This window comes from Curtobacterium sp. ME-Dv--P-122a (assembly GCF_030209645.1).
Taxonomy (GTDB): domain Bacteria; phylum Actinomycetota; class Actinomycetes; order Actinomycetales; family Microbacteriaceae; genus Curtobacterium; species Curtobacterium flaccumfaciens.
This window is the reverse complement of the sequence record NZ_JARVRO010000011.1, coordinates 125046-137372: the sequence shown is the minus strand read 5'-3', so window position 1 is coordinate 137372 and position 12327 is coordinate 125046. Positions and strand designations below refer to the sequence as shown.

The following is a 12327-nucleotide window of genomic DNA, read 5'->3' as shown; positions in this document are numbered from 1 at the left end:
GTCTGTCGGAACACTTCGGTGCGCCGGTGAACTCGGGGGACTTGACATGGGTCCTAGTGCTGCCCGGAACGGTAGGACTCGTACGACGCGGGGGACTGCGGCGCGGGACCTGGGCGGCGAGGGAGGCCACGACCCCACGAACGTGGCACGACGAGAGAGGTGATCGCATGGCTGCCCGGAGCACGACGATCGATCCCACGAAGGACACCGAGCCCGAGGGCGCTGTGGCAGAGGACGCCACGGACACCGAGGGCACCGCAGCGCCGAAGAAGCGCGCCACGAAGGCCCCCGCCAAGAAGGCGCCCGCCAAGAAGGCGGCGCCCAAGGCGAAGAAGACCGACGCCGTCGACGAGGCGATCGCCTCCGACGAGCCCGTCGAGGAGCCGACCGACGACACCGACGACACCGACGACAAGACGGCCAAGCCGGACGCCGCTGCTGCGGTCGCAGCCGGTGCGCTCGTCATCTCGCAGACCGACGACGACGAGGCGCCGGTCTACTCGACGACCATCACGGGTGCCACCGCCGACCCGGTGAAGGACTACCTCAAGCAGATCGGCAAGGTCGCCCTGCTCAACGCCGAGCAGGAGGTCGAGCTCGCGATGCGCATCGAGGCCGGCCTGTTCGCCGAGGACAAGCTGCAGCACGCGACGGGGCTCTCGAAGCCCGCCGAGCGTGAACTGCGCTGGGTCGCCCGTGACGGACAGCGTGCGAAGTCGCACCTGCTCGGCGCGAACCTCCGCCTGGTCGTCTCGCTCGCGAAGCGCTACACCGGTCGTGGCATGCAGTTCCTGGACCTCATCCAGGAGGGCAACCTGGGCCTGATCCGTGCGGTCGAGAAGTTCGACTACACCAAGGGCTTCAAGTTCTCGACCTACGCGACGTGGTGGATCCGTCAGGCCATCACCCGTGCCATGGCCGACCAGGCCCGCACCATCCGCATCCCGGTGCACATGGTCGAGGTCATCAACAAGCTCGCCCGCGTCCAGCGGCAGATGCTGCAGGACCTCGGTCGCGAACCCACTCCGGAAGAGCTCGCCCGCGAGCTCGACATGACCCCGGAGAAGGTCGTCGAGGTCCAGAAGTACGGCCGTGAGCCGATCTCGCTGCACACGCCCCTGGGCGAGGACGGCGACTCGGAGTTCGGTGACCTCATCGAGGACACCGAGGCGGTCGTGCCAGCCGACGCGGTGGGCTTCACGATGCTGCAGAAGCAGCTCGAGAGCCTGCTCGACTCCCTGTCCGAGCGCGAGGCGGGCGTCATCCGCATGCGCTTCGGCCTCGGTGACGGCCAGCCGAAGACGCTCGACCAGATCGGTGACACGTTCGGCGTGACGCGTGAGCGCATCCGTCAGATCGAGTCCAAGACGATGGCGAAGCTCCGCCACCCGTCGCGGTCGCAGTCGCTGCGCGACTACCTCGAGTAAGCCGGCATGCGCTTCTTCATCCCGATCCTGATCGGGCGGATCCTCCGTGCTCTCGCTCGTGCGCGGGGCGGCGGGTCCGCCTACCCGGGGTTCATCGTCCTGAAGCTCGTGCCGGACTTCCTGCAGCACGTGACGAAGCAGTTCCCGAACGGCGTCGTCTTCGTGCTCGGCTCGAACGGCAAGTCGACGACGACGCACATGATCTCCGACATCGTGCGTGCCCACGGGCTGCGGGTCTTCACGAACCCGTCCGGCGCGAACCTGCCGCAGGGCATCGCGTCGGCCCTGCTGTCCGAGGTCTCGCTGACCGGTCGCCTGAAGGCGGACATCGGCATCCTCGAGGTCGACGAGGCCTTCGCGGTCGAACTCGCCGGCATCCTGTCGCCCTCGACGGTGACGATGCTCAACGTGCAGGTCGACCAGCTGTACCGGTTCTTCGAGACCGAGCGCGTGGCGACGATGATGCTCGACACCGCCGCACTGTCGACGGCGAACGTCATCACCAACCACGACGACCAGTTCCTCGACGCCTACTCCGGTACCTCCGGGCAGCGTGTCCTGCGGTTCGGTGCGAGCGACGAGGTCATCGCCGCAGCGCCGAACGGCCTGCAGAACGCCGACTCGTTCGACGCCGGTGACCGTGCTCAGCACACCGCCGACGCCGAGGTCGTGGCCCACACGGGCGACGGCGCGACGATCCGCTTCGACGGCGCCGAGATCCCGGTCCGCCTGCCCGCCCGTGGCCTGCACTACGCGGTCGACGCCGCTGCGGCCACCGCGACGGCGAGTGCGGCCCTCGGTGCGCAGTTCCGCGCGGACGCCGTGACCAAGGCCTTCGGGACGATGAAGCCCGCGTACGGCCGCGGTGAGCGACTGCCCATCGCGGGCGAGTCCGCCGAGTTCACGATGTTCAAGAACGCCGCGAGCCTGCAGCTCAACCTCGACGCCCTGCCGGACCAGCCCGAGCAGGTCCTCATGGCGATCGACGAGGGCACGCCCGACATCTCCTGGATCTACGACATCGACTTCTCGAAGCTCGACCACGTGGACGTCGTCTCCGGTGACAAGGCGTGGCAGATCGCGATCGCGCTCGAGCACGCCGGTGTCCGCATCGGCCGGGTCGAGCCCGACGTCGAAGCAGCCATCAAGCACATGGAGCAGCTCGGCTCGACGACCCGCGGGACGAAGAACTTCATCGTCAACTACGAGATCATGATGATCGCCCGCAAGGCCCTCGGCCACCCGGACATGGAGAAGACCGCATGACGGCCGATCGGCTGACGATCCTGCACGTCTACCCCCGGCAGATGGGCGTCTCGGGCGACCGTGGCAACGTCGCGGCGCTGGTCCGCCGTGCGGCCGCCGCGGACATCGAGACCCAGGTCCTCGAGTACGCGCCCGGTGACGACCTGCCGACCACGGCGGACGTCGTCGTCATCGGCAACGGTCCGCTCAGCGCGATGCGTTCCCTGGGCGACGACGTCACACGCATCGGTGGCGCTCTCCGCGCGTTCGCGACCGATGGTGTGCCGGTGCTCGCCGTCGGCGGTGGGTTCGACCTCGCGACGAACGAGGTCGTGCCGACCGAGGGTGCGCCGGTCGCCGGCTTCGGCGTGTTCGACGCTCGAGCAGTCCGCGGTGCCGAGCGCCGCGTGAACTACTTCGTCCTCGAGACCCGGTACCCGCTGCTCCCCGGAGCACCGAAGCGTCTCGCCGGCTTCGAGGACCACGCCACCCGCATCGAGCTCGCAGCCGGCGTCACGCCCTTCGCCGACGTCGTCTCCGGCGGCGGCAACCAGGCCGGCTCCCCGGTCGAGGGCGCGATCGTCGGGAACTCCTTCGGCACGCACACCCAGGGTCCGGTCCTGCCGCTCAACCCGCAGTTGACCGACGGCGTCCTCGCTGCAGCGACCGCACGCCTCGGCCGTGAGTACGCACCGGACGCCGAGCGCACGGCGACCATCGACCGCTACGCACGCGAAGCGCGAGCCACGGTCGACCGCTACGTCGACAAGGCGTTCAAGCGCATCGCCTGACGCACGAAGCAGAAGGCCGGGTCCCGACGGGGCCCGGCCTTCGTCGTCTCCGCGCGTTCTGAACCCGGCTGCAGACAGACAGGAGGCGCGGTGCCAGCTGGCACCGCGCCTCCTGTCCGTGTGTCGGTCGCGACTACTTCGACTCGTAGAGTCGGCTGCTCTCGTCGTGCCACTCGATGGCGGTCGCCGCGAGCTTGTCCTTGAACTCGGCGCCGTGGTGGGCGCAGAAGTAGAGCTCGCCGCTCGACATGGTGGCTCGGATGTAGGCCTGCGCCCCGCAGCTGTCGCAACGGTCGGCGGCGGTCAGCTGGTGGTTGCTGACTTCGTCGATGGAGGGGTCCTGCACGGTCTGGGTCATTGCTGTGCTCCTCACGGATCGCAGGTGGTGCCGGGTGGTTGCACCATTTCAACACGTGATGCCTGAGAGCGACGCATTGTCGGCGCCTGTTTCGCTCAGCGCGGATCGCTTGGCCCCAGTGCGAGTGTCCACACGGTGCTGTCGGTGCCGCTCGGTAAACTCCGACGGTGAGCTCCGACTACTCCGCACGCCATCTCTCCGTCCTCGAAGGGCTCGAGGCGGTCCGGAAGCGGCCGGGCATGTACATCGGCTCGACGGACTCCCGGGGTCTCATGCACTGCCTGTGGGAGATCATCGACAACTCGGTCGACGAAGCCCTCGCGGGGCACGGTGACGAGATCGGTGTCGTGCTGCACGCCGACGGCTCGGTCGAGGTCCGGGACACCGCCCGGGGCATCCCCGTCGACGTGGAACCGAAGACCGGCCTGACCGGGGTCGAGGTCGTGTTCACCAAGCTGCACGCCGGCGGCAAGTTCGGCTCGGGGTCGTACGCGGCTTCGGGTGGCCTGCACGGCGTCGGCGCCTCGGTGGTGAACGCGCTGTCGGAGCGCCTCGACGTCGAGGTCGACCGGGGCGGCAAGACCTACGCCATGTCGTTCCACCGCGGCGAGCCGGGCATCTTCGACGACAGCAAGGGCATCGGCCCGGACGCCCCCTTCGCGCCCTTCACCTCTGGTAGCGAGCTGCGTGTGGTGGGCAAGGTCAAGAAGGGTGTCACCGGCTCCCGGATCCGCTACTGGGCGGACCGCCAGATCTTCACCGCCGACGCCCGGTTCAGCACCGACGACCTCGTCACGCGGGCACGCCAGACCGCGTTCCTCGTGCCCGGGCTCGGCATCACCATCACCGACGAGCGCGCGGCGTCGATCGACGCCGCTGCCGCCCGGGCCGAGGCGACGGGCACCACCGTGGCCGCGGGGCCGGTGGTGGAGCGCTTCCGGTACGAGGGCGGGATCGGTGAGTTCGTCGAGCACCTCGCCGTCGACAGCCCCCTCACCGACGTCTGGCGCGTGCAAGGGACCGGCACCTTCACCGAGACCGTGCCGATGCTCGACGACAAGGGCCACATGGTCTCCACCTCGGTCGAGCGCGAGTGCGAGGTCGACCTGGCGCTCCGCTGGGGCAGTGGCTACGAGACCGTGTTCCGCAGCTTCGTCAACATCATCGCGACGCCGAAGGGCGGCACCCACCAGGCCGGGTTCGAGTCGGGCGTCGTCAAGGCGGTCCGTGCCCAGGTCGAGGCGAACGCCCGCAAGCTCAAGGTCGGGCAGGACAAGCTCGACAAGGACGACGTCCTCGCCGGCATGACCGCCGTGCTGACCGTGCGCCTGCCCGAGCCGCAGTTCGAGGGACAGACGAAGGAGATCCTCGGCACCCCGGCGGTCCGCAAGATCGTCGACCAGGTCGTGTCGAAGCGCATCACCGAGATCCTCACCTCGACGCAGCGCACCGAGAAGGCACAGTCGGCCGCCCTGCTCGAGAAGGTCGTGTCCGAGATGAAGACCCGCATCTCGGCGCGGGCCCACAAGGAGACGCAGCGCCGCAAGAACGCGCTCGAGAACTCGTCGCTGCCGACGAAGCTCGCCGACTGCCGCTCGCAGGAGACCGAGGGCACGGAGCTCTTCATCGTCGAGGGCGACTCGGCCCTGGGTACCGCGAAGCTCGCCCGCAACAGCGAGTACCAGGCGCTGCTGCCGATCCGCGGCAAGATCCTCAACGTGCAGAAGGCGTCCGTGTCGGACATGCTCTCGAACGTCGAGTGCGCGTCGATCATCCAGGTCATCGGCGCCGGTTCGGGCCGTACGTTCGACATCGACCAGGCCCGCTACGGCAAGATCATCATCATGTCGGACGCCGACGTCGACGGCGCCCACATCCGCACGCTGCTGCTGACGCTGTTCTTCCGGTACATGCGGCCGATGATCGAGCAGGGCCGGGTCTTCGCCGCCGTGCCGCCGCTGCACCGGGTCGTCGTGGTGAACCGCGGCAAGCCGAACGACACGCTGTACACGTACTCCGAACAGGAGCTGCAGACGGTGCTGAAGAAGCTCGAGAAGACGGGCAAGAAGTACCAGGAGCCGATCCAGCGGTACAAGGGTCTCGGCGAGATGGACGCCGACCAGCTCGCGGAGACCACGATGGACCGCGCGCACCGCACCCTGCGTCGGGTGAACGTGACCCATGCCGAGGGCGCTGCGAAGGTGTTCGAGCTGCTCATGGGCAACGACGTCGCGCCGCGCAAGGAGTTCATCCTGGCCGGCGAGGGCCTGGACCGCGACCGCATCGACGCGTAGCGCGTCGCGAAAGCGACACCGCTCGGCCGACGCGCGCGGTCCATCCTGCGGAAGCGACAGAACCCCGCCGACTGTCGGCGGGGTTCTGTCGCTTTCGCGATGGCGGACGGGAGGCCCGTGGGGGGGGCCGCCCCGCGCCTCCAGGCGGGTGTGCCCTGCGTTCTCACGCGCTGGGCGACACCTCACGGGGCCCGCAGGGCGTGAGGTGTCGCCAGGCGCGAAAGGTGGCGGACGCCAGCGCGCGCCTACGCCTCGCCGGCGGTGCCGTCGAGCGTCGCGGCGCTGCCGCCGATCGAGCCGATGACCGCCTCGAGCGGTGCACCCGACCCGTCACGCTTCGACAGCCAGTCGGGCAGGGTCCGCGCGGCGCCGTCCGTGCCGACGGCGTGCGGCGGCGCGATGCCGGCCCAGCCCACGGTGAGCCCGTCCTCGCCCTTCAGGAACGCGTGTGCCCGGACACCCTGGGTGGCACGGCCCTTCGCCGGGAACTCCGACAGTGCGGACACCTTGGCGCGGCCGGCGTCGGTGCCGGGCAGTGCGGTCGAGGTGGTGGACACCGTGGCGACCACGGCGTCGTCGGAGCGTGCGACCGAGCCGAACCAGATCACCGAGGCACCGTCGGCCAGGGCCATGCCGGCCACGCCACCGGCGGGCAGCCCCTGCGCCCGGACGACGGACGCCGGGAACCGCAGCAGCTGCGCGTTCGAGCTGATGAACACGAGGTCGTCGGACTCCGGGGCCTGGGCAGCGCCCACCACCTCATCACCGGGCTTCAGGCCGATGGCGACGAACTCGGGCTTGTCCGGCCAGGCGCCTGGGACGACGCGCTTCACCACGCCGTGTGCGGTGCCGATCGCCAGCGAGTCCGACGACGCGCCGGACAGGTCGACGATCGCCACGACCGTCTCGCCCTTGGTGAGCGCCAGGAGGTCGGTGACCCGGACGCCGGCGTCGAGCCGGACCGCAGCGGGCGGTACGGCGGGGACGTCGACGGGGGAGAGCCGGAGGACACGACCGGTCGAGGTGATCGCGCCGATCTGTCCCCGCACCGTGCTCACCACGGCAGAGCGGACGGCGTCGTGCTTCGAGCGCTTCGGCACGCGGACGATGCCGAGCTCCGACGTCGGGATGTCGACGCGGATGAGCCGTCCGGTTGTCGAGAGCAGCACGCGGCAGGGAGAGTCGGCGATCTGCAGGGACTCCGGGTCGACCGCGGCCTTCCGACCGCCCTTCACCGGGGCGTCGGCCTCGGTGAGCAGCGTGCGCCGCGGGGTCGCGAACTTGTCGGACACCTCGGTCAGCTCGAGCGCGACCTGCGCGCGGAGCCGTTCGTCGGACGCCAGCAGTTCCTCGAGGGCGGCGATGTCGGCGAGCAGCTGGTCGCGCTCGGCCTCGAGCTCCATCCTCGAGAACTTCGTCAGGCGGCGCAGGCGCAGCTCGAGGATGTACTCGGCCTGCACCTCGGACAGGTCGAAGACGTCGCGGAGGCGGTTGCGCGCCGCCTCGGAGTCGTCGGAGGTGCGGATGACCTGGATGACCTCGTCGATGTCGAGGATCGCGATGAGCAGGCCTTCGACCAGGTGCAGCCGTTCCTTGCGTCGTGCCAGCCGGTACTGCGACCGCCGGGTGACGACGTCGAGCCGGTGCTTCACGTAGACGTCGAGCAGCTCGCGGAGCCCGAGGGTGCGCGGCGACCCGCCGACCAGGGCGACGTTGTTGATGCCGAAGCCGTCCTCGAGCGGGGTGTGCTTGTAGAGCTGCTCGAGCACGGCGGTGGGGTTGAAGCCGCTCTTGATGCCGATGACGAGCCGGAGCCCGTGGTTGCGGTCGGTCAGGTCGTTGACGTCGGAGATGCCGACGAGCTTCTTGGACTGGACGCCGTCCTTGATCTTCTCGATGACGCGTTCGGGGCCGACCAGGTACGGCAGCTCGGTGACGACGAGTCCCACCTTGCGCGGGGTGAGGTTCTCGACGCTCACCTTGGCGCGGGTGCGGAACGATCCACGGCCGGTGGCGTAGGCGTCGCGGACCCCGGAGAGCCCGACGATGGTGCCGCCGGACGGCAGGTCGGGGCCGGGCACGAACTCCATGAGCTCTTCGAGGCTGGCCTGCGGGTTCATGAGCAGGTGCTTCGCGGCCTCGACGACCTCGCCGAGGTTGTGCGGCGCCATGTTCGTCGCCATGCCGACCGCGATGCCGGAGGCGCCGTTGACGAGCAGGTTCGGGAACGCCGCCGGCAGCACGCCCGGCTGCATGATCTGGTTGTCGTAGTTCGGGACGAAGTCGACGACGTCCTCGCCCAGGCCCTCGGTCATCGCCATCGACGGTTCGGCGAGCCGCGCCTCGGTGTACCGGGCGGCAGCAGGGCCGTCGTCGAGGGAGCCGAAGTTGCCGTGGCCGTCGACGAGCGGCACGCGCATCGTGAACGGCTGGGCCATGCGGACCAGCGCGTCGTAGATCGCGCCGTCGCCGTGCGGGTGCAGCTTGCCCATCACCTCGCCGGTGACGCGAGCGCTCTTGACGTGTCCGCGGTCGGGCCGCAGCCCCATCTCGGCCATCTGGTACAGGATGCGACGCTGCACCGGCTTCAGGCCGTCGCGCGCGTCGGGCAGCGCCCGTGAGTAGATGACGGAGTACGCATACTCGAGGAAGGAGCCCTGCATCTCCTCGGAGACGTCGACGTCCTCGATGCGCTCACCGTCGGGCAGGCCGACTACGTCCGTGCGTGCCATGGCACCTTTCTGGAGAACCGGAGTCGTCTGGGAGACTCGTGGGATGGGAACAAGCGTACCGACGGCCCCCGACGCCGTCGCGAACCTCGCCGACGTCTTCCCGAGTTGCCTCGTGGCGCTCGGCGCTGCGGACGACGCGTGGTTGCGGAACGACGGCCTGGAGGCCCGGATCACCCTCCGCCCCGCCCGCTCGGCGATCGTCGTGCTGGTCGACGGCCTCGGTTCCGCCGCGCTGGCGGCGCGCGCCGGGCACGCCCGCTGGCTGACCGGCGCGAAGGGCACCGGCACCGCGAAGAAGCTGCGGAGCGGGTTCCCGACGACGACCGCGGCCGCGCTGAGCACCCTGACCACCGGCCGCTCGCCCGGTACCCACGGCGTCGTCGGGTACAGCGGTTGGAACCCGGACACCGGTGCCGTGATGAACCTGCTCGGCGGCTGGGACACCGAGGTGCCCGCCGACTGGTTCCTGACGCAGACCCTGTTCACCCGGGCCGCGGAGCTCGGGCTCGACCCCGTCGTCGTCGGGCCGGACCGGTACCGCTCGTCCGGGATGACCGCGAACGTGCTCGGCGGCGCCCGGTACGTGCCGGCGGACACCATCTCGCAGCGTGTCGACGCCGCACTGGCCGAGACCGCTACCGGCCGCTCGCTCGTCTACCTGTACGTGCCGGAGCTCGACTCCATCGGGCACAAGTACGGTTGGCAGTCCGACCGGTGGACGGCCGCCCTCGAGCTGCTCGACGGGGAACTCGCCCGCCTCGATGCCCGGACCGCCGACGACGTGGGGGTCCTGGTGACGGCGGACCACGGTGTGCTCGACGTGCCGGACCACGCGAACATCGCCATCGACCCGCCGCTGCTCACCGACGTCGTCGGCGTCGCGGGGGACCCGCGCTGCCGCCAGCTCACCGTCGCACCCGGCACGGACGTCCGCGCCCTGGTCGGTGCGTTCCGGGCGCGCTACGGGAAGAAAGCGTCCGTCGCGAGCCGTGCCGAGGCGATCGAGGCCGGGTGGTTCGGGCAGGTGTCCGACCAGGTGGTGCCGCGCATCGGGGACGTGCTCGTCGTGGCGCGCGGCTCGTGGGCGTTCAACGACGACCGTGCCCTGCGCGAGGACGAGACGCCGAAGCGCATGATCGGCCAGCACGGCGCGATGACCGACGAGGAGACGATCGTGCCGCTCCGGCTCGCCGGCGCGTTCGCCCACTAGGGACGTCAGCGCCGACGGTCGGTGAGCGTGCCGATCAGGCGGGGTCGTCGTCCGGGCGGGTGCCGAAGACGATCTCGTCCCAGCTCGGCATCGAGCGGCGGTTGCGCTTCTTGCGTTCGCCACGGCTCTCGGGCTCGGGCGCCGAGGCCGGACGGGCATCGGTCGACTGCGGTGCGGTGTCGTGCGCGCCGCCGTCCTCGAAGCCCTGCAGCGGGATGTCGACGACGCTGATGGACGTGCCGCGGGCGGACTCGTCGCGCTGCTCGCCGAAGGACGCGGCTTCGCGCTCACCGCGGCGACGGCGGAGCGCCTCGAGCAGGTCGGCGGTCTCGTTGCCGGGAGCACGCTCTTCCACGGCGGCCTGGCCGATGCGGGGCAGCGGTGCACGGAGCGGCGCGTGCTGGGACGGCTCGGGCTCCGCGGCCGGCTGCTCCGGCTCGTCGACGCGGAAGGCGCCGGAGTCGAAGCGGGTGCCGTCGTCGTCCTGCTGCTCGAACTCGACCGCACGCAGACGCGGGGCGATGCCCTCGTCGTCGGTGTGCGAGAGCCGGTGCGCGTCACCGTTGTCCGGCACGAGGGTCGAGGTCTTGGGGTCGAAGTGCCACTGGGCGTCGTGCTCGACCTCGCCAGCGGTGTAGCGGACGCGGACCTGCCAGCCGCTCTCCGGGTGCTTCCAGGAGCCCCAGGTGATCGCGGTGGCCTCGCCGGCCTCGAGCTTCGCGGTGATCGCGGGCCCGAAGGTGTCGGGGGCCTCGTCGTCGACCGGGGTGACCGGGACGCGGTGCGAGGCGTCGAGGATGAAGGCGCGCTCGGCGAGGACCGGGCCCTCGAAGCGGCGGACGTACTCGACGTCGACGTCGAGCGCGGCGGCCACGTCGGCGGCGTCGGCGCCACCACGGATGCGCGCCTGGACGTCCTTGGGGGAGACCCGCTTCTGCGGACCGGCGTCGGGGTTCGCCTGGCGCACCTGGCCTGCCAGCGACGACGTGACGGGCAACCGGAACTCGGTGCCGCCGTCGGTCGCCAGGAGGAGTGCGCCGGACTCGACTCCGATGACTCTCACGTCTTGCATGGTTCCGCCTTCCCAGCGTCGCGTACGGTCCTGCTGTCGTACCCCGTGAGTATGCAGGGACGACGGGCGGTTTCCGGGGAGGCGCACGGGCGTGCCGCGGACATCCGCACGGCCGATCCCGGGCGTGCGGCGCTCCGGCAACGGGTGTCGGGAATGTCCGGTTCCGGTCATGGGTTGCACAGCCAGCACGACCCGCCGCAGCACTCGGTTTGCGCTCTGGCGGGGCGTGGTGCAAACTGTCGCCGCCGATCACCCGGCGACGACCTCTCGATACGAGAAATGGATGGGCATGGCCACCGATTACGACGCCCCCCGGAAGACCGACGACAACTCTGACTCAGAGTCGATCGAGGCCCTCAAGGAGCGCGTTCCCGACAAGATGTCGGGGGTCGTCGACGATGATTCCGACAACCCCGGCAGCTTCGAACTCGCCGGGCAGGACCTCAGCGACGTCGACCTCGACGTCGTGGTGCTGCCCCCGCAGGTCGATGAGTTCACCTGCGTCGAGTGCTTCCTCGTGAAGCACCGCTCCCAGCTCGACCACGAGTCGAAGCTCGGACCGGTCTGCGCGGAGTGCGCTTCGCTCTAGCGAGCGCAGCCGCGTCGCTCTCGACGCAACGATCAGCGAAGGCCCCGCATCCTCCAGGGATGCGGGGCCTTCGTCGTGTGCTGCGAGGCGGGGCCGAGTCGCGCCTCCAGGCCGTGGGCAGTGGCCCGTCAGGACCGCAGCGCCTCGACGACCTTGCCCGGGTGCCGGACGCTGACCAACCAGTAGGGCGTCGGGTCCGCGGCGTCGCGCACCTCGACCTTGACGACCCCGCGCACGTAGCCGCGGAAGAGGGTCCAGGCGCGGGCGTCGAGTGCCGGCCCGCGCTGATCGGTGGCCGCTGCGCCCTCGAACGCCTCGGTCGTGCCGACGAGCGCGCGGGGGAGGTGTGCCTTGCCCGCGCGGAACTCGGTGTCGGTGACCTCGATGGTGGGTGCGAGTGCCCACAGGAGGACGAGGACCCCGAGCTCCATCCCGATCGCCACGAGGACGCCGGCCAGGACGCTGATGGGGAGGAAGACGAGCAGGGTGGCGGGGATGACGAGCGCCGTCGCCAGGTAGAGGGCGGGCGGGGCCCAGAGTCGTTCGCGGTACAGGGTCACGGGTCCATTCGATCACGAGCGAGCGAGGTCACGGAACGGTCACGGCTGC

Annotated in this window: 10 protein-coding genes; 6 read left to right on the top strand and 4 right to left on the bottom strand. The window is 70.3% G+C overall.

Annotated features, from left to right (window positions below; genetic code table 11):
* Positions 1-167 precede the first annotated feature (167 nt).
* The 3 genes from QRN49_RS12265 to QRN49_RS12255 are packed head-to-tail and all read left to right on the top strand — an operon-like array spanning position 168 to position 3463.
* Entirely contained in the window at positions 168-1427 is a 1260-nt protein-coding gene (locus tag QRN49_RS12265; RefSeq protein ID WP_284756128.1) for an RNA polymerase sigma factor, read from the top strand.
* A gap of 6 nt (positions 1428-1433) precedes the next feature.
* Entirely contained in the window at positions 1434-2693 is a 1260-nt protein-coding gene (locus QRN49_RS12260) for a MurT ligase domain-containing protein (RefSeq protein WP_282819333.1), read from the top strand.
* Positions 2690-3463 carry a type 1 glutamine amidotransferase gene (locus tag QRN49_RS12255; protein WP_111039873.1) on the top strand — a complete coding sequence of 258 codons (774 nt, stop codon included), beginning with the start codon at positions 2690-2692 and terminating at the stop codon, positions 3461-3463. The genes QRN49_RS12260 and QRN49_RS12255 overlap by 4 nt, the downstream gene beginning before the upstream one ends.
* A 133-nt stretch (positions 3464-3596) precedes the next feature.
* Here the strand turns inward: QRN49_RS12255 and QRN49_RS12250 are convergent, their stop codons facing one another.
* A complete protein-coding gene (locus QRN49_RS12250; RefSeq protein ID WP_017886093.1) occupies positions 3597-3821 on the bottom strand; it encodes a DUF7455 domain-containing protein in 225 nt (74 codons plus the stop codon).
* A gap of 167 nt (positions 3822-3988) precedes the next feature.
* Here QRN49_RS12250 and QRN49_RS12245 point away from each other — a divergent pair, with 167 nt between their 5' ends.
* Positions 3989-6115 carry a DNA gyrase/topoisomerase IV subunit B gene (locus QRN49_RS12245; protein ID WP_071244557.1) on the top strand — a complete coding sequence of 709 codons (2127 nt, stop codon included), beginning with the start codon at positions 3989-3991 and terminating at the stop codon, positions 6113-6115.
* A 245-nt stretch (positions 6116-6360) separates the two neighbouring features.
* Here the strand turns inward: QRN49_RS12245 and QRN49_RS12240 are convergent, their stop codons facing one another.
* Entirely contained in the window at positions 6361-8847 is a 2487-nt protein-coding gene (locus QRN49_RS12240; protein ID WP_284756119.1) for a DNA gyrase/topoisomerase IV subunit A, read from the bottom strand.
* Between the two features lie 43 nt (positions 8848-8890).
* Here QRN49_RS12240 and QRN49_RS12235 point away from each other — a divergent pair, with 43 nt between their 5' ends.
* Entirely contained in the window at positions 8891-10057 is a 1167-nt protein-coding gene (locus QRN49_RS12235; protein WP_284756117.1) for an alkaline phosphatase family protein, read from the top strand.
* 34 nt (positions 10058-10091) lie between these two features.
* Here the strand turns inward: QRN49_RS12235 and sepH are convergent, their stop codons facing one another.
* On the bottom strand, positions 10092-11120 hold the full coding sequence (gene sepH / locus QRN49_RS12230) for a septation protein SepH (protein WP_163343679.1): 1029 nt from the start codon (positions 11118-11120) through the stop codon (positions 10092-10094).
* A gap of 298 nt (positions 11121-11418) precedes the next feature.
* Here sepH and QRN49_RS12225 point away from each other — a divergent pair, with 298 nt between their 5' ends.
* Entirely contained in the window at positions 11419-11718 is a 300-nt protein-coding gene (locus QRN49_RS12225) for a DUF4193 domain-containing protein (RefSeq protein WP_017886098.1), read from the top strand.
* A gap of 128 nt (positions 11719-11846) precedes the next feature.
* On the opposite strand, the gene QRN49_RS12220 is transcribed toward QRN49_RS12225, so the two are convergent.
* Complete coding sequence (locus QRN49_RS12220; protein WP_209082543.1) at positions 11847-12278, bottom strand: DUF3093 domain-containing protein; 432 nt, start codon at positions 12276-12278, stop codon at positions 11847-11849.
* Between the last annotated feature and the right edge of the window lie 49 nt (positions 12279-12327).

Excerpts from the sequence above, each read along its gene's own strand:
- QRN49_RS12265 (WP_284756128.1), top strand. The coding sequence starts at position 168 with ATGGCTGCCCGGAGCACGACGATCGATCCCACGAAGGACACCGAGCCC.
- QRN49_RS12235 (WP_284756117.1), top strand. The coding sequence starts at position 8,891 with ATGGGAACAAGCGTACCGACGGCCCCCGACGCCGTCGCGAACCTCGCC.
- QRN49_RS12225 (WP_017886098.1), top strand. The coding sequence starts at position 11,419 with ATGGCCACCGATTACGACGCCCCCCGGAAGACCGACGACAACTCTGAC.
- QRN49_RS12240 (WP_284756119.1), bottom strand. The coding sequence starts at position 8,847 with ATGGCACGCACGGACGTAGTCGGCCTGCCCGACGGTGAGCGCATCGAG.
- QRN49_RS12260 (WP_282819333.1), top strand. The coding sequence starts at position 1,434 with ATGCGCTTCTTCATCCCGATCCTGATCGGGCGGATCCTCCGTGCTCTC.
- QRN49_RS12255 (WP_111039873.1), top strand. The coding sequence starts at position 2,690 with ATGACGGCCGATCGGCTGACGATCCTGCACGTCTACCCCCGGCAGATG.
- QRN49_RS12250 (WP_017886093.1), bottom strand. The coding sequence starts at position 3,821 with ATGACCCAGACCGTGCAGGACCCCTCCATCGACGAAGTCAGCAACCAC.